Raw genomic sequence first — 18,331 nt, 5'->3', positions numbered from 1 at the left:
AACTCTGAATCCGTTTTTACAAGGTGGCGGCGACTTGGTCCCGCACCCATGCGGGACGGGCGGGGTCTATAGAGGCCGCGCCTTGAAATCAAGGGGCTTGTTGGACCACATATTCGACGACTTCGGTGCGCTGAAACGAAAAGAAATTGTCATCCGACACCATCGTGAGACGGATCGCTCCCGTCGTATCGCGCCAGACCGACAGGGCTTCGAGATTGTCATGAACCCCCGTCGCAGCCCGAAAAAGCTCTTGCCCGTTGACGAGTTTGTCATTCTCGACATCGAAGCGGCGCACGCGGTTGCTAAACCCGACAACGTTAAAACTCCGCTCCAGAAGATAGAAACGCCCATCCGGCCCAAAGTCCGCGCCAACAGGTCGAAACCCGCCCTCGCGCGAGATGTTGTCGAGGATGTGCCATTCGCCTTCGGCAAGCCGCCATATGGGAAACCCTTCCTCGGCCTCCGGTGCCCCCTCTGATACCACGACCAGCCGACCGACCTGATCCACGGCCAGCGCCTCAAGCCCCTCATTGCGCGAAAGCTGCTCGGTTCCCGGCAAGTCAGGCAGGCTTTGAGCCGAAGCACCAGGATACTCGAAAGCCTCAACCTTATGCTGTCCTTCAAAGCAAACATAGATCGGCCCGCCCTGTGCGCTTTGAGCGAGCCCTTCGCTATTGCGTTCGAACGGGCGCGGCACCTCTCCGGTTCGGGTCTTCACGCGCTCCATCCGCACCTCTTCGACCCCGACTAGGCCGCCATCGTCATCACGCATGAAACGCCCTTCAACAAAGCGTCCCCTGTCCGTCACCAAGAGGAAGGTATTGCCGTCCGGGGCAACCTCCATGCCGGAGAACCCACCGAACCAGTCCTCGTCCCTGTCCCATGCAAGAACAGAGGCCAGACGGGCGCTATCCCCTCCCTCGGCCCATCCACAAGCCGCAGCGAGCAGACAAAACGCGCCTATTGCGATTGAAGAACGGAAACGCATTGCCGGGGGAGATCTGCCATCTGAAGCTGACGGCGTGGTTTGGGTTTCGGGGCGTCGGGATCTGGCGGCGGCGGATTCAGGATATCCTGCACCCATTTCTCCGCATCCTTGCACCCGTCTCCGGGCGGCGGCGCGTCTTGATCGATGCAGCCGCGCGCCCCTTTGGGACAGTTTAGACGCACATGGAAATGATAGTGATGGCCCCACCATGGGCGGATCTTGCGAAGCCAGCTCCTGTCGCCGGTCTCGTCATTGCACATCCTGACTTTGGCGCCGGGAAAGACGAAAATACGCGCCACGCGCGGATCCTGTGCGGCGGCCTTGAGAATCTCGTGATGCCCGTGGGTCCAGTTGTCGTTGACGTAGGCCCCCTTGGCACGCCGTGTCGAGATCGACGATAGGTTCTCCCGCTCCACCGCGCTCAGATCAAGCCGCTTGGGCGGCAACATCCAGATATCGACATCGAGCCCGCTTTGGTGACTACGGTGCCCGGTAAGCATCGGCCCGCCACGCGGCTGGCTCATGTCGCCGACATATAGCCCTGCCCACCCCGGTTGCGCCGCAGCCTTGGCAGAAAGGTCTCGGATGAAGGAGACGGTTTCGGGATAGGCCCAGTTCCGGTTGCGCGACAGGCGCATGGCCTGCCATGTCGGCCCGGTCTCGGCAAGCTCGACACCCCCCGCAAGACACCCCTTGGAATAGGATCCATGCGGCACCGGATCTTGACGCGAGCCATGCGCATGCGCCCCAAACAACTGCCGCGCCTCGACCCCGCGCATGGCGACGGGGATCTCGGCCTGCGTCGAGACGGTTGCCCGTTCGGCTGTTTGCGTCTGGCAGGCTGCCAATCCGCCAAGCGCGATCAGGATGAGGAGGCGTCGGACCATTTGGTGTGATCTCCTTCCGGTTTCACCCAGACTAGCAGGATCATTCCGAGAAGAAAGAGCGCCGCAATCGGCGTGATGCCAAGACGCTGACTTCCGCTTATGTCCGACACGATGGCGATCAAGGCCGGGGCGAGGAAGGTCGTCGCCTTTCCCGAAAGCGCATAAAGACCAAAGGCTTCGGTCATCCGTTCCGGGTTCGACTGGCGCACGACCATCGTCCGGCTCGCCGATTGAAGCGCGCCACCTGCGGCCCCAATCATGCCCCCTGCCACGAAGAACAGTATATCCGGCAGGGCCGACCCTTCGGCAACCGGCATCCCAAACACCGCATCGCGCGACAGACCGATGATGAACACCGCCGTGAATAGAAGCGCCGTAATGCAGACCACGATTACAGGCTTCGGGCCAAAGGCCGTATCCGCCTTGCCCCCGATCCAAGCAAAGAGCGCCCCCGTCATGGCTGCGACAATACCGAAAATGCCGACCTGCATGATGCCCCACTCAAGAACACCAAAGGCGTAAATGCCGCCGAACGTATACATGCCGTTGAGCGCATCGCGATAAAACATCGAGGAAGTGAGATAGGCCAGAAGGCTGCGATGCATGGGCAGCCCGCGCAATGTGCGCCCGAGGTCGCTCAGCGCCTTACCAACCTTGTAGGGTTCATGGTTCGGATCGGGCTGTTCCTTCACCCAAAGAAAGAACGGGATCATGAATACCGCGTACCAGATCGAGGTCAGTGGCCCAACGGCCCGCGTGTCCGCATAGGTCGATGTATCGAGACCGAACACCGGAGCCAGCCCGGCCATGGTCGTGCCGCTCTCGCCGGCTTGGAAGAAAAGCAACATGATCGCGAGGGCGATCACCCCGCCGACATAGCCAAAGGCCCAGCCGGTGCCGGAAATCCGGCCAATCTCTTCCTTGCCGCCAAGTGAGGGCAGCATGGCATTGGTGAAGATCGTCGCAAACTCCATGCCGATCAGACCAATCCCGAAGAAGATCAGCGTGCGGGTCACGTCGAAGTCCGCCGGCGCCGTGTACCAGAGCGCATAGGCGCCAACCACATACATGGCCGAGAAGGTCCAGACCCAGGGCATCCGTTTGCCGGTGCTGTCGGCAACCGCCCCGAGGATCGGTGCGAGAACCGCGATCAGGACGCCAGAGACGGTCAGACCATAGCCCCAGTAGGCTTGCGCCTGTGCCTTGGCCTCGGGGACACCCATGCCGCTTTCGACAAGGATCTCGCTGACAACCTTCGCGAAATACGGGCCGAAAATAAAAGTCAGAACGAGCGTGTTATACGGTTGGCTCGCCCAATCGAAAAACCACCAGCCCCAGATTCGTCTACGCTTGGAAACCTCGGCCATCGCGTCCTCCCCTCGTTTTTTTCAATCTTAGACAGGGAGTATGACATTCAAGCAAGCTAATCTTGCATTGGCGGCCAAGGTCGCGTCGCCTCTGCTTCGATCCAATTTGCGATCCATTCCGGGGTTTCGGGGCTTGCCTCGTCAAAGCCAAGCGCCTCCAGAATGCGGTCTGGAGAAACGATCCCATTCGCATCCGTCACAGCCGCACGGTAAAGCGCATGATTGGCGCATTCACCGTCGCGCTTCCACATGGATTGCTCGATATAGACGAATTTGTCGTCCCAACAGACCGCCCGGCTCCTGATCTCGAACCGTTCAAAAGTCCGGATGCGGCGGCGATAGCGCACGGAAACCCCCGCCATCGTCAACGCCCAGCGTTTCTTGCGCAGCACCCCAATAAGGCCGATGCGATGCGCAAGCGGAATACGCCCGAGATCCAAGAGCGTCAGGGTGCGCCCGTTGTTCAACTCCATCCAGATGTCGATATCCTGCGGCCAGCAGATATGCTGTGAGACATGCGTCCCCGTAAGCGGCAGCGGGCTCGCCTTACGGGCCACGACCAACTCTTTGATCATGCGGATGACAGGGTACATGGGCGGCTCCTTTCGCATCGCCTTCTCTACGCCCCTGCCTGCTACGTCAATCATGACCCTGCAGGAGGCTTGCCCTTTGTCGCCCGCGCGCTTACCTCTTGGGCAGGAAAACAGGAGATACTTGCCATGATGGCTATCTACGGACCGCTGCGGCTCATTCTGGATGTGGCTTTCTTCATCATGCTCATCCATATCATCATGAGCTGGCTCATCAGCTTTCAGGTTCTGAACCTAGGTCAGCAATTCGTGGCCCAGATCTGGTATGGCCTCAACCGCCTGCTCGAGCCGATCTACACCCCGATCCGCAACATCCTGCCCGACACGCGTCCGCTCGACCTTGCGCCGCTCGTGGCCTTTATCATCATTATCTCGCTGCGAGATTACATCCTTCCGGCAATCTTGCTCTAGGGATCGCGACCCGCGGGTTGTGAGGCCCGCGGCAATATGAAAAACTGCCGCCCAAGAGCAGTCGATCAACATGAGCAGGACTTCCATGGCCGCCGCCACTTTGCTGCGTGACGTATTCGGATTCGAGTCATTCCGTCCCGGCCAGGAGGACATCGTCGATGCCGTGGTGCGGGGCGAGAATGTTCTCGCGATCATGCCCACGGGTGGCGGTAAATCTCTTTGCTTTCAACTTCCGGCATTGGTGCGCGATGGTGTGACCGTCGTGATCTCGCCCCTGATCGCCCTCATGCGCGATCAGGTTCGCGCTCTGCGCGAAGCGGGCGTTGAGGCCGGCGCGCTCACCTCTGGCAACACTGAGGAAGAGACCGCCGCTGTTTGGGACGCGCTCGAGGCGGGGCGCCTCAAACTACTCTACATCGCCCCGGAACGGCTCGCCTCCGGTGCCGCGATGGGCATGTTGCGCCGTATCGGTGTCTCTCTAATCGCCGTGGACGAGGCCCACTGTGTAAGCCAATGGGGTCATGACTTCCGCCCAGACTATCTTCGGATCGGCGAATTACGCCGCGCCCTTAATGTGCCGATTGCCGCGTTCACTGCCACCGCCGACGCCGAGACCCGCGACGAAATCGTCGCCCGACTCTTTGACGGCACGCCGCCGGAAACCTTCCTACGCGGCTTTGACCGGCCCAATATCCACCTCGCCTTCGAGGCCAAGAACAGCCCCCGTCGCCAGATCCTCGACTTTGCCGACGCCCGCAAAGGGCAGTCGGGCATCGTCTATTGCGGCACCCGCGCCAAGACCGAAAGCCTCGCCGCTGCACTGCGCGAGGCGGGTCATCTGTCGCTCCACTACCATGGCGGCATGGACCCGGATGCCCGCCGCGAAACCGAAGCCCGGTTTCAACGCGAGGACGGCTTGATCGTCGTCGCAACCGTGGCCTTCGGCATGGGCGTGGACAAACCCGATATCCGCTGGGTCGCGCATGCGGACCTGCCGAAATCCATCGAGGCCTACTATCAGGAGATCGGCCGCGCCGGGCGTGATGGCGCGCCTGCGGAGACCCTGACTCTCTACGGTCCAGACGATATCCGCCTGCGCCGATCGCAAATCGACGAGGGCCTTGCCCCGCCAGAACGCCGCGCCGCCGATCATGCCCGCCTCAACGCCCTCCTTGGTCTTGCCGAGGCCCTCCATTGCCGCCGTGAAACGCTTCTCGGCTATTTCGGCGAAACCGATGTCTCCTGTGGCAATTGCGATCTCTGCGATACGCCCGCTGATGTCTTTGACGGCACCACCGCCGTGCGCAAAGCGCTTTCGGCCGCCCTGCGGACCGGGGAATGGTTTGGCTCGGGCCATCTGATCGACGTGCTCCTCGGCAACGAAACCGACAAGGTGCGCGACCGGGGCCATGACGGCCTGCCAACCTTTGGTGTCGGCACAGAGTATGACAAACGCCAGTGGCAGGCGATCTTTCGACAAATGATGGGCCATGACCTCATGCGCCCTGATCCCGAGCGTCACGGTGGCCTCCGCATGACCGATGCTGCGCTTCCGATCCTCAAGGGCGAGGCCACGATCGAATTGCGCCGCGATACGATCCGCAAAGCGCCGTCGCGCCCCGCCGCCAAGGCCCTGGTCAGTGATGAGGATGCGCCGCTGCTGTCTGCGCTAAAAGCCAAACGCCGGGCTCTCGCAGAGGCGGCGAAAGTCCCTGCCTATATCATCTTCAACGACCGCACCTTGATTGAAATGGCCGAAAAGCGGCCCCAGAGCCTCGACGAGATGGCCGGGATCGGCGGCGTCGGTGCAAAAAAACTCGCCTCCTATGGCGGTGCATTCCTCGAAGTGATCGTTGGTGAGGCCGAGGCACTGCACCCCTCGCGCCGCAAGCTTGCCGGGCGCGATGCCGGGACGCTTTACGATCGCCTCCTTGAGGTCCAATCCGATCTAGCACGCGGTCCCGACGGCATCGACAAGCCCATGTCCTGTTCCGCCGCGCTTCTTGCGAAGGTCGCCAATACTCGTCCCCAAGACGAAGGCAGCATGACGCGCCTTCTCGGCGACAAACGGGCGCAGCGATTTGGCGCGGCGTTTCTGGACGCCGTGCGGGAGGCGAGCTAAGTCTCGCTCGAAATCTAAGGAGTCTCTGTCAATGCTCGTCGTCGTGTCGCCCGCCAAAAAGCTCGATTGGAACCCGGTTGAGGCCCGCACCACCGCGCCGGATTTTCAGGACGAGGCCCTCGCCTTGACAGAGGCTGCGCGCGACCTCTCCGTCGAGCAATTGCAAAAGCTCATGTCGCTTAGCGCCAATCTCGCAACGTTGAACTATGATCGGTTTAAGGCCTTCGAAGCCGAACCGGACGCCTTCGCGACCCGCCCCGCTGTGCGTGCCTTTGCAGGCGATACCTATACCGGCCTCGAGGCCGCGTCGCTTGATGCGGAGGAAATGGCGTGGGCGCAGGACCACCTGCGCATTCTCTCAGGGCTTTACGGCGTGTTGCGTCCGCTTGACGCGATCCAGCCCTATCGCCTCGAGATGGGCAGCCGCCTCAAAAACCCGCGCGGCAAGAACCTCTATGAATTCTGGGGGAGCCAGATCTCCAGCGCACTTAATGCACAGGCGAAAGACACCGGCAGCCATGTCCTCGTCAACTGCGCCAGCCAAGAGTACTTCGGCGCGGTTGACCTCGACGCGCTGAACCTGCGTGTCATCACGCCGGTCTTTATGGAGGACAAGGGCGGCCTCCCAAAAATCGTGAGCTTCTACGCCAAGAAAGCCCGCGGCTCTATGGCGCGTTTCATCATCCAGCGCCGCCTGACCGACCCCGAAGGCCTCAAGGACTTTGACCTTGGCGGCTATGCCTATCAGCCCGACATGTCTGAAGGCGACCGCTGGGTCTTTCTGCGCAACACGCCCGAAGCCTAACCCGTCGGCCGCGCCACATCCGGGAAGGGATCGCACGCCCCCGGCGGACAATTGAGCGCGATTGCGTTGAATATCTGATCCTTACGCAGCGGTTTGGTCAAATAGTGATCGAGCCCGGCGGCGAGGATACCTTCCTCGTCGCCCTCTACCGCATGCGCCGTGAGCGCAATAATCGGCACTCGGCTGTTGCCTTCGATCTCGCGAATGCGCTGCGTTGCCTCCTTGCCGTCCATCTTCGGCATGGAGATATCCATAAAGATGAGATCCGGACGATCTGTCTGAAACGCCTCTACCGCCTCAATCCCGTTCTCCGCAAAGCTGAGATCGATTTCGAGCGACTTGAGCAGCTTGCTCAGGACAAGCCGGTTCGTCTTATTATCCTCCGCCGCCAGAATACGCATGCGCCGCCCTTCGGGCGCCAAGACGACCTCGGCACCCTCCGTCGCTGCGTCTGTGAAAGGGCCGCCTTGGCAAAGATCATGTATCTTCTGGAACAAGGCCCGCCGCACGCTTGGCGTCTTGAGAAGCGCGACCTTTGCTTCGCCGCCGCCGCTACCGAACCGAGCCGGATTATCACTTAGAAGGATAATCGGCCCGCCCCACCCCTGCGTTCGCAAGGCATCGACCAATGCCGCGCCACCGACCCGTGGCATTGCCTCCTCGGCAAGGACAAGATCCGCCCCGGACACGAGATCGCCTGCCTCTGCGGCATTGCTGCACAGGCTGACCCGCGCCCCCATCTGCTCCATCTGTTTCTGAAGCAGGGTGCGATTGATCGCCTTATCATCCACAATAAGCACCTTGCGGATATCCGGTGGCAGCTCCGGCGGGGCGAGGGACATGTCTTCGTCCACGGGTAAGGTCACGCGCATACCGAAACTCGCCCCCTCCCCGGCGACCGAGTCGACCCAGATTTCGCCGCCCATGAGAGTGATCAAGCGCTTGGTGATCGACAGACCAAGCCCGGTCCCCTCGAACTGGCGGTTGCGCTCATCATCCACCTGATTGAATTCGCCAAAGATGTGCTCGATCTTGTCTTCGGGAATGCCGATCCCGGTATCTTCCACGGTGATGTGCAACTCGCAATGTCCCGTGGTTGTGTCCGTTGTCCCGACGACCCGCACAAGGACATGGCCCGCCCCTGTGAACTTGACCGCGTTGCCCAAAAGGTTGGTCATCACCTGCCGCAAACGCCCCGGATCCCCGACGAACATGGTCGGCAGAAACAGATCGTAGTCCACGACCAGAGATAACCCCTTCTCTCGCGCCGTTGGCTGCAAGAGCGTCATCACCTCATGGATACAGCGCTCGAGATCAAAGCTCTCGGCATGCAGAACAAGCTTCTCGGCCTCGATCTTGGAATAGTCGAGCACATCGTTGATGATGACGAGAAGCGCCTCGGCAGAATTCTTGATGGTTTGCACGAACAAATCCTGTTCGTCGCTGAGCGCGCTGTCTTTCAACAGGTCCGCCATCCCCACGATCCCATTCATCGGTGTCCGAATTTCGTGGCTCATATTGGCCAGAAACGCCGATTTCGCGCGGCTCGCCGCCTCGGCACGGGCCTGTTCCGCCTTGAGTTTCGCCTCATAGGCGACTGTTTCCGTGATGTTGAGCGCAAGGCTCACGATGTCGCCGCCGTGTCCGCGTTGGTCGATAAGCTTGATATACTCCCCATTCCAGAGGCGGAGTGTCATCGGCGGCGGTGCAGGCTGATGCCACCGCGCCAGCATCTTGGCACGCCAATCCGCGGGGCGTTCATCCCCGATGTTAAAGACCCCTTCTTCGGTGATGACCTCGAGAATCCGAGTGTAAGACACACCGGGTTTGATCTCGTCGACGCCATCGAACACTTTGAGGTAGGCGTGGTTCGCCCCGATCATCCGATCGCGCGCATCAAAAAAGGCAAACCCGTCCTGTATCGTCTCAATCGAGAGCCAGAGCCGCCGCTCCGCGATCTCTATCTTTTCATTCGCCGCAAGAAGATCGGTCTTGACGCGCTGATTTTCGTCTCGCACGGTCTCGACCTCGGCGCGTGTCTCGACGATCTCGTTCGAAAGTGCCTCGGCATGAAGCCCGAGCTTCCGGTTGGCGGCGAATAGCTCTGCCTGCTTGAGGTCGAGCAACCGCTCAGCCGCAAGCCGCGCCCGCCTTTCTTCCGCCAGTTTATGCGTCAACGTCATCTACGCCACCGATCTTCCCCGCTTCGCCGACTCATATTTGGCGTGAACGGGTAAAGACTGGCTTAAACCCGACCGGAGGAATCGTTGCCACGGTGGCGGCACACATGCCACCATGCGCGCATTGTTTCATGGAGAGTGATATGCGCCTTTTTCTCGCGACCGTCCTTGGGCTTCTCACGGCTCAGTTCGCCTTTGCCCAAGAGGATATGATCCCCGAACGGCGGGCCATTGTGAGCCGGGATGTGGATTTCTACGGCGGGGATTTGACCAATATATTCGACACAACCTTCGAAGCCTGTAGCAAAGCCTGCATCGCCAACTCCGAGTGCAAGGCGTTTACCTTCAATTCCCGCGCCGGATCTTGCTTTCCCAAGAAGAATATCTCTGACCGCCAACCCTACGAAGGCGCCATCTCTGCTGAGATCTTCGAAACAGATCAACGGACACTCGCCCTTGGTCAGAACCGCGCGCCCGATCTTGCCTTTCTGTCCGCATATGATTGGCGCGAGGCCCGGTCACAGGCCGAACAGATCGGTCGCATCCATGCCGGTGGCCCGTGGACTGTCGAAGCCCTGCTCGACGCCGCCCAGAAGCGACGCGCCGATGGCGATACGCTCAATGCCATGCGCTGGACCGGAGCGGCGGTTGCCAAGACCGACAAGAGCGATCTTTGGCTCGAATATGCGCGGCTAAATCGCGAAGTCGCGCCCGGCCAGAAAGACAAGAACCGTTACCTGCGCCGCGCCCTCTATGGAAGCATCAACGCCTATCTTCGAGCCCCGAACGATCCGGCGCGCGTTTCCTCTCTCATGGTCATGGCCGAGATGTTCGAGGAAACTGGCAAAGGCCGCCAGAGCCTGAACGTTCTCCGCCTCGCCGAAGCGATCCAGCCCCGAGATGATGTGATTTCCGCGCTCGACAAGGCCATCGCCAAATACGGCTTCCGGATTAGCGAACATAGCGTCGAAAGCGACCTTGCCGAACCGCGCATCTGTGCCGAGTTCAATGAACCGCTCGTCAAGGCAGGCGTCGACTATGCCACCTACCTGCGCCTGCCCGATCAGCGCCTTGCCGTCGAGGCCGAAGAACGCCGCATCTGTGTCACTGGCGTGTCGCACGGCGAGCGCTATCGCCTGACCTTCCGCAAAGGGCTTCCGGCGGAAAGCGGCGAAACTCTGGCCCGCGATACCGAACTGACGCTCTATGTTCGCGATCGCTCTCCGGCGGTGCGCTTCCCCGGTCGCGCCTACGTTCTACCGCGCACAGAAGAAGCAGGTCTTCCCATCGAAACCGTCAACCTCGACACCATCACGCTACGTCTTCAACGCGTGAGCGACCGCAATATTCTGCGGACCTTGCAAGACGACTATTTCGGCCAACCCCTGCGCCATTGGCAGATGGACAGCTTCAGCAGCGATATCGCCGAGGACGTCTGGACCGGCGAAGGCATGGTTGAGAACACGCTCAACATCGACATGACGACCCGCCTTCCCATGGGCGATATCATCAAGGATCTGCCGACCGGCCTCTATGCCCTGACGGCGGATCTTCCCGGTGCGGACCGCTATGACGAAACCGCGACGACGCAATGGTTCATCCTCTCCGATATCGGTGCAACCACGCTTTCGGGGACGGACGGGCTTCACGTCATGCTGCGCGCCCTGTCGAACGCCTCTGCACTGTCAGAGACCAAGCTGACCCTTCTGTCGCGAAGCAATCGCGTTCTAGGTACGACACAAGCGGATGCCAACGGCTATGCCCTATTTGAGGCAGGTCTGATCCGCGGCAAAGGAAGCCAAGCTCCCGCAATGCTCTTGATGGAGAGCGGCGAGGATTTCTCCTTCCTGTCGCTTACTGATCCGGCCTTTGATCTTTCGGACCGGGGCGTCGAGGGCAATCCGCCCGCCCCGCCTGTCGATGTGTTCCTTGCCACGGATCGCGGCGCCTACCGCGCAGGAGAAACAATCCACGCGACCGCACTGGCCCGCGATGCGGTTGCCAAAGCGCTCACGGACCTGCCCCTCACCGCGACATTGACCCGCCCCGATGGGGTTGAATATGCGCGTCGCCTTTCCTCTGCCGAGGCTGCAGGCGGGCATGTCTTTTCCTTCCCATTGGGTGCTACCGTGCCGCGTGGCACTTGGAAGCTCGCGATCCTGAGCGACCCCGAAGCGGCGCCGCTGGCGGTTGAAAAACTGCTGGTCGAGGACTTCCTGCCCGAGCGGATCGACTTTGATCTTACCCTGTCCGAAACGCCCCTTTCCCGCACCAGGCCCGCCACGGCGACACTCGACGCGCGCTATCTCTTCGGCGCACCGGGAGCTGGTTTGCGCGTCGAGGGACAGGCCACCCTGCGCGCCCGCGACACGCTTGAGGGCTACAAGGGTTACCACTTTGGCCGTCACGACGAACGCTTCAACGCACGGACCGAGTATTTCTCGGCCAAGGAGACCGACGCCAACGGTCAAACCCTCCTGGACCTGCCGATCCCGGACACAGAGCAAAGCGGACGCCCCCTCGAACTTCAGATCACAACACGTGTGTTCGAAGGCTCGGGCCGGCCGGTGGAACGTCGTGAGACAGCGCCAATCGCCCTTGATACGCCCCTGATCGGGATCAAACCGCTCTTTGACGAGGGTGTCGTGCGCGAAGGTAGCGATGCAGGCTTCGAACTCGCCGCCGTGCACCCCGACGGCCACACCGCACCGATGCAGGTAAAATGGACACTCAACCGCGTGCGCACGACCTACCAATGGTATCATCGCTATGGAAATTGGGACTGGGAGCCGCTTACGCGCCGGACCCGGATCGCTGGCGGTGATATCACACTCGGGGATGCCCCCGTCGAGGTTACTGCCGGGGTAGACTGGGGCGAATATGAGCTCGTCGTCGAAACCACCTCCGGCCCATATGTCGCAAGCTCGACCGATTTCTACGCCGGTTGGTATGTCCCCGCCGATACGAGCAAGACGCCCGATATGCTTGAACTATCGCTCGACAAACCGGCCTATAAGCCCGGTGAGACCGCGATGCTCCGGGTTGTGCCGCGCTTTGCCGGGACGGCGCTCGTCTCGATCATGTCCAACCGCCTCATCGCCATGCAGGCGGTGGAGGTCGATGAGGGCGAGAACCTCATCCCCGTGCCCGTCACCGACGATTGGGGCACCGGCGCCTACGTGACGGCCTCGGTGCTGCGTCCGGCGGATGCAGAGGCCGAACAAACACCATCCCGCGCCCTTGGTCTTGCCCATGCCTCGATTGATCCCGGCGACAAGAAGCTCGCTGTGTCGATTGACGCCCCCGAGATCGCCGCCCCGCGCGGCCCGCTTGACGTCGTGGTCAGTGTCGATGGTATCGCTGAGGGCGAAACGGCCTACGTGACGCTCGCGGCGGTGGATGTCGGTATCCTCAACATGACCAGTTTCAAATCGCCCGATCCGTCCGATCACTATTTCGGCCAGCGCCGCCTTGGCATGGAGATCCGCGATATCTATGGCCGCCTGATCGACGGTCTTTCTGGCGAGATGGGCGCGCTGCGCTCTGGCGGTGATGCGGCGGCAGGGGCTTCGTTCCAATCCCCGCCCCCGACCGAAGAACTCGTCGCCTATTTTGAAGGGCCGGTCGAAATCGGCTCGGAAGGTACGGCGACAATTTCCTTCGACATGCCTGAATTCAACGGCTCTGTCCGCCTCATGGCCATCGCTTGGACGCCGTCCGCCGTTGGACAAGCCGATACCGAGACCATCGTCCGCGATCCGGTCGTCGTGACCGCGAGCCTGCCGCGCTTCCTTGCCCCCGGTGATGAAAGCCGCTTGCTTCTCGAACTGACCCATGTCGAAGGCGCAACCGGTCGAATGGGCCTTGATGTCTCTGGCGAGGGTGTGACGCTCGCAGGCTCCGTGCCTTCTGGCCTTAGCCTCGACAAAGGCGCGACGGAACAGCTTTCGATCCCGGTTCGGGCCTCGGAAGTCGGAGACCATATTCTACGCATCGCCCTGACAACGCCTGATGGCAAGCAACTGGTGAAGTCCCTGACGCTACCTGTGCGCGCCAATGATCCCGAAATCAGCACGACACAGCGCCTCTCTCTCGCGGCGGGCGACAGCTTCATGCTCGACGCGAACCTCTTTGCCAATCTGCGCCCCGGCACAGGGTCCGCGGTGATCTCCGCTGGCCCAATCGCCCGCTTCGATGCGCCGGGCCTCCTGCGCACGCTGGATCGCTATCCGTATGGCTGCACCGAGCAGATCACCTCCAAGGCCCTTCCGCTGCTCTATTTTGAATCTGTGAGCAACGCCCTCGGCATGGGCGCAGAAGAGAAGATGCAATCCCGCATCGACGACGCCATCTCGGTCATTCTCACCCGGCAAGCAAGCAACGGCGCCTTCGGTCTCTGGCGCGCGGGATCGGGCGATTTCTGGCTCGATGCCTATGTGTCCGATTTCCTGAGCCGTGCACGCGGTAAAGGCTATGACGTGCCGGATCGCGCCTTTCGCACCGCGCTCGACAACCTGCGCAACCGGGTGAACTATGCGCCCGACTTCGACAAGGGCGGCGAAGACATTGCCTATGCGCTGATGGTCTTGGCGCGTGAAGGCGCGGCCAATATGGGCGATCTGCGCTATTACGCAGACGTCAAGGCCGAGGCCTTCGCCACGCCGCTCGCCGCCGCTCAGATTGGCGCAGCGCTTGCCTTCTACGGCGACCAAACCCGCGCGGACCGCATGTTCGATATCGCATCGCGCCTGATGGACGGGCGGATGCAGGATGCGTCAAAGCCGCTCTGGCGCGTCGATTATGGCACAAACCTGCGCGATACAGCGGGCCTCCTGACCCTCGCCGTGGAAGCAGGAAGCGCCCGTATCGACCGCGACCGCCTTTCGGCTCGCATCGGCAACGCGGATCGGTCTCTATCGACCCAGGAATCCGTTTGGTCCCTGATGGCGGCAAACGCTCTCATCGAAGATAGCGCAAGCGGCGCCCTGACAGTCAACGGCGCGACACAGGACAGCCCGCTCATCCGAAGCTTCGAGAACGAGCTGGCCTTTGATCCTCTCCTCATCAGCAATCAAGGCGAGCGCGATACCTACCTGACCGTGACGTCACTTGGTGTGCCGAACTACCCGCTCACGGCGGGGGGCTATGGCTATTCGATCGAGCGCAGTTATTTCACCACCGATGGCCAACCGGCAACGCTCGACGGCGCCCGATCCGGGGATCGCCTCGTCGCCGTCCTCACCGTGACACCGTTCGAGAAAGGCGGCGCGCGTCTCATGGTCAACGACCCGCTTCCCGCCGGGTTCGAGATCGACAATCCCAACCTTCTGGCAAGCGGCGATATCCGCGAACTCGACTGGCTCAAACCCGCCGCGACACAGAACGCCGAGTTCCGCTCGGATCGCTTCCTTGCCGCAGTGGATTGGCGCTCGGACAAGAGCTTCCGCCTCGCCTACATGCTGCGCGCTGTGTCGCCGGGGACGTTCCATCATCCAGCCGCTTCGGTCGAGGATATGTATCGCCCGCAGTACCGCGCCAATACCGCCAGCGGCGAGGTGACGGTGGCCGAATGATCCGCCGCTTCGCCCCCTTTGCACTTGTCGCCGCGCTACTTTTTGGCGCGGCCGGGCGGGATGCGATTGACGACTGGATCGACGCGACCGAGATGCCCCCTCTCCTAAGCGCAACCTCTGCCGAGGTCCGCGACCGCGATGGTGCTCTGCTGCGCGCCTATACCGTAGAGGACGGGCTATGGCGCCTTGGCGCGACGCCGGATCGCGTGGATCGGCGGTATCTCGACATGTTGATTGCCTACGAGGACAAACGCTTCTACCGGCACGTAGGTGTTGATCCCATCGCCCTCGCGCGCGCCGCATGGCAGGCCCTCTTAAGCGGAGACGTTATCTCTGGCGGCTCGACCCTGACGATGCAGGTCGCACGGCTGCTCGAAGATGGGTCAACCGGGCGTTGGCGCGGAAAATTGCGTCAAATGCGCCTCGCAATGGCGATAGAGCGTCGCCTCAGCAAAGACGATATCCTGACGCTCTACCTGACCCACGCGCCCTTCGGCGGCAATCTCGAAGGCATCCGCGCGGCAACGCTGGCTTGGTTCGGCAAGGAGCCGACCCGCCTGACACCCGCCGAGGCCGCCTTTCTTATCGCCCTGCCGCAAAGCCCCGAAACGCGGCGTCCAGATCGTGCACCCTTGGCCGCGCGCGCGGCCCGAAATCGGGTTCTCACCCGCCTGACGGGTGGCACCCTCGATCCCGAGACCGCCAAGGCCGCCATCCGTGATGCCATTCCCAACAGGCGCAGAGCTTTCCCCGCGCTCGCGCCACATTTGGCTGACCGGGCGCTTGCCGACTCTCCGGACGCCCTACGCCATGACCTGACCCTTGATGCGACGCTTCAGGCATCGCTGGAATCCCTCGCTGCCGACACTATGAAAAAGGCGGGAGATCGGCTCTCTATCGCGCTGATGATCGCTGACCACCAAAGCGGAGAAATCCTCGCCTCTGTCGGTTCTGCCGCCTATGATGATACGCGCCGCGAAGGGTTTGTCGATATGACCCGTGCGCTCCGCTCGCCTGGCTCGACGCTCAAACCGTTGGTCTACGCGATGGGCTTCGATCAGGGCCTCATTCATCCCGAAACGCTCATCAACGATGTGCCCGTGCGCTTTGGCTCTTACGCGCCGCAGAACTTCGATGGAGCCTTTCGCGGCGAGTTGCGGGTGGCCGAGGCGCTGCGCCTGTCGCTAAATATCCCCGTGATCCTCATCACCGATCAAATCGGCCCTGCTCGGCTGATGTCGGCGCTGCGCAAGACCGGCGCCACGCCGCGCCTGCCGACGGGAAAACCCGGCCTCGCCATGGCGTTGGGCGGTGTCGGCGTCACGATGGAAGACCTCTTGCGCCTCTATGCGATGCTTGGGAACGGCGGTAAAGCCGTGCCGCTACATTGGTCGAAAACCCTTGTATCAGAGCCTGTTTCACAGGTCGTAAGCCGCTCTGCCGCTTGGCAAATCGGGCATATCCTCTCTGCCCTCGCCCCGCCACCCGGCGCGCCGCAAAGCGGCCTCGCCTACAAGACCGGGACAAGCTATGGCCACCGCGACGCTTGGGCCGTGGGCTATGACGGGCGGCATGTGGGGGCTGTTTGGATTGGGCGGCCGGATGGGACGCCGGTGCCGGGGGCGTTTGGCGGAGAAGTCGCGGCGCCGGTGCTGTTCGAGGCCTTCCAGCGCCTGAAGCCCGCGCTCGACCCATTGGGGCCGCCACCGCCGGAAACCCTGCTTCTCGGCTCTGCCGACCTGCCCGAGCCGCTACGCCGGTTCCAAGGGCGCAATGCCGTTTTTGAGCGTAGCCCAGACGCCCCGCGCATGACCTTTCCGCCCAATGGCGCAAGGCTTGTGGGGCTTGAAGGGGGGCTTACGGTGAAGGTCCGGGCAGGCGCTTTGCCCTATACGATCCTTGCCAATGGTCGCCCATTGGCCAGCGACATTCGGCGGCGCGAGATCACCCTGCCGTTCGACGAAAAGGGGGCCTCAACGGTGACAATCATCGACGCCAAGGGGCGCGCGGATCGGGCAGATATTTGGGTGGAATAGGGACAAAATCCAACGTCGGTATTCCGTCGGTATCGCGTCTGTATCGCGGTGGTGCGAAAGATCCGGCGCGAGGATCTTCCCCCGCGCCGAAACATGTTGATCAGAGACGCTCGATGGCGATGGCGATGCCCTGACCGCCGCCGATGCACATGGTGATGAGCGCGCGTTTGCCGCCGATCCGCTCGAGCTCGTAAAGCGCCTTCACGGTGATGATGCAGCCCGTCGCGCCAACCGGATGGCCAAGCGCAATCGCGCCACCGTTCGGGTTGACCTTGGAAGTATCGAGACCAAGCCCTTTGTTGACCGCAATCGCCTGAGCGGCGAAGGCTTCGTTGGATTCGATCACGTCGAAATCGGTGATCGACATCCCGGTCTTGGCGAGCAGGTTCTCGACCGCCGGCACCGGACCAATCCCCATGACCTCGGGGCGGACACCGGCATGGGCATAGCCAAGAATGCGCGCCTTGGGCTTGAGGCCCGCCTTCTCTGCCGCATCGGCCCGCGCCAGCACGAGCGCCGCGCCACCATCGTTGATCCCCGAGGCGTTGCCCGCCGTGACGCGACCGTCTTTCTTGAACACAGGGCGCAGCTTGCCAAGGCTCTCCGTCGTCGAGGGCGTCGGATGCTCGTCCGTGTCAAAGGCGACCATGTCGCGCTTGACCTTGACCTCGACCGGAACGATCTGGCTCTTGAAATGACCGGCTTCGATGGCCGCCGCCGCACGCTGCTGGCTCTCGAGCGCGAAAGCGTCCATGTCATCGCGGCTCACGTCATGTTCATCCGCCACGTTTTCTGCGGTGACACCCATATGGCCGGTGCCGAACGGGCAGTTGAGCGCGCCGAGCATCATGTCGAGGGTCTGCACGTCGCCCATCTTCTGGCCCCAACGCTGGGACGGGACGATATAGGGCGCGCGGCTCATGCTCTCTGCACCGCCTGCAAGCGCAAAATCCGCATCGCCAAGCATGAGCGACTGCGCCGCCGACACGATGGCCTGTGCACCGGAGCCGCAAAGGCGGTTCACATTCATCGCCGGCGTGGTGTCGGGAATGCCCGCGTTCATCGCAGCCACGCGGCTGAGATACATGTCGCGCGGCTCGGTGTTGATGACATGGCCAAAGACAACGTGGCCGATCTGGCCGCCTTCGACGCCAGACCGCTCCATCGCCGCCTTGGCCGCCGTCGCGCCAAGATCGATCGGGGCGGTCCCGGCGAGCGAACCGCCAAAGGTGCCGATTGCGGTGCGTGCACCGTCGAGAATCACAATATCCGTCATGGAAACCTCCTATTCCTCGGTTGGCGACACACTACGCCCGGCGTCGCCTCCGGCAAACCCGCAGAAACACGGGAAAGTCTCGCAAAGCCGCGTTGG

Annotated in this window: 11 protein-coding genes; 5 read left to right on the top strand and 6 right to left on the bottom strand. The window is 61.9% G+C overall.

The window, feature by feature from the left end; translation table 11 throughout:
- Positions 1-88: 88 nt before the first annotated feature.
- From MK745_RS02565 to MK745_RS02550, 4 genes are read right to left on the bottom strand one after another with little or no spacing between them, the layout of a single operon-like run.
- Positions 89-988, bottom strand: coding sequence for an esterase-like activity of phytase family protein (locus MK745_RS02565; protein WP_279391713.1), 900 nt, complete (start codon positions 986-988; stop codon positions 89-91).
- Positions 961-1,875, bottom strand: coding sequence for a penicillin-insensitive murein endopeptidase (gene mepA / locus MK745_RS02560; protein ID WP_243611714.1), 915 nt, complete (start codon positions 1,873-1,875; stop codon positions 961-963). Before mepA ends, MK745_RS02565 begins: the two co-directional genes overlap by 28 nt.
- Positions 1,851-3,242, bottom strand: coding sequence for an MFS transporter (locus MK745_RS02555; RefSeq protein ID WP_243611713.1), 1,392 nt, complete (start codon positions 3,240-3,242; stop codon positions 1,851-1,853). The genes mepA and MK745_RS02555 overlap by 25 nt, the downstream gene beginning before the upstream one ends.
- 56 nt (positions 3,243-3,298) lie before the next feature.
- Positions 3,299-3,835, bottom strand: a complete 537-nt coding sequence (locus MK745_RS02550) for an acyl-CoA thioesterase (protein ID WP_243611712.1) — start codon at positions 3,833-3,835, stop codon at positions 3,299-3,301.
- 126 nt (positions 3,836-3,961) lie between these two features.
- Between MK745_RS02550 and MK745_RS02545 the strand changes: the two genes are divergently transcribed.
- The 3 genes from MK745_RS02545 to yaaA all read left to right on the top strand — a co-directional run bounded on the left by MK745_RS02545 (position 3,962) and on the right by yaaA (position 7,170).
- On the top strand, positions 3,962-4,243 hold the full coding sequence (locus MK745_RS02545; RefSeq protein WP_243611711.1) for a YggT family protein: 282 nt from the start codon (positions 3,962-3,964) through the stop codon (positions 4,241-4,243).
- A gap of 70 nt (positions 4,244-4,313) precedes the next feature.
- Complete coding sequence (recQ, locus tag MK745_RS02540) at positions 4,314-6,365, top strand: DNA helicase RecQ (RefSeq protein ID WP_243611710.1); 2,052 nt, start codon at positions 4,314-4,316, stop codon at positions 6,363-6,365.
- 31 nt (positions 6,366-6,396) lie between these two features.
- On the top strand, positions 6,397-7,170 hold the full coding sequence (yaaA, locus tag MK745_RS02535; protein WP_243611709.1) for a peroxide stress protein YaaA: 774 nt from the start codon (positions 6,397-6,399) through the stop codon (positions 7,168-7,170).
- Here yaaA and MK745_RS02530 read toward each other — a convergent pair.
- On the bottom strand, positions 7,167-9,353 hold the full coding sequence (locus MK745_RS02530; RefSeq protein ID WP_243611708.1) for a response regulator: 2,187 nt from the start codon (positions 9,351-9,353) through the stop codon (positions 7,167-7,169). The genes yaaA and MK745_RS02530 overlap by 4 nt on opposite strands.
- A 140-nt stretch (positions 9,354-9,493) precedes the next feature.
- Between MK745_RS02530 and MK745_RS02525 the strand changes: the two genes are divergently transcribed.
- Positions 9,494-14,923 carry an alpha-2-macroglobulin family protein gene (locus MK745_RS02525; protein WP_243611707.1) on the top strand — a complete coding sequence of 1,810 codons (5,430 nt, stop codon included), beginning with the start codon at positions 9,494-9,496 and terminating at the stop codon, positions 14,921-14,923.
- Positions 14,920-16,959 carry a penicillin-binding protein 1C gene (gene pbpC, locus MK745_RS02520; RefSeq protein WP_243611706.1) on the top strand — a complete coding sequence of 680 codons (2,040 nt, stop codon included), beginning with the start codon at positions 14,920-14,922 and terminating at the stop codon, positions 16,957-16,959. The genes MK745_RS02525 and pbpC overlap by 4 nt, the downstream gene beginning before the upstream one ends.
- Positions 16,960-17,059: 100 nt before the next feature.
- Here pbpC and MK745_RS02515 read toward each other — a convergent pair whose 3' ends face one another.
- On the bottom strand, positions 17,060-18,235 hold the full coding sequence (locus tag MK745_RS02515; protein WP_243611705.1) for an acetyl-CoA C-acyltransferase family protein: 1,176 nt from the start codon (positions 18,233-18,235) through the stop codon (positions 17,060-17,062).
- Between the last annotated feature and the right edge of the window lie 96 nt (positions 18,236-18,331).

It is taken from the genome of Shimia aestuarii (genome assembly GCF_022814865.1).
GTDB lineage: Bacteria > Pseudomonadota > Alphaproteobacteria > Rhodobacterales > Rhodobacteraceae > Shimia > Shimia aestuarii_A.
This window is presented reverse-complemented; position numbering and strand designations above follow the sequence as displayed.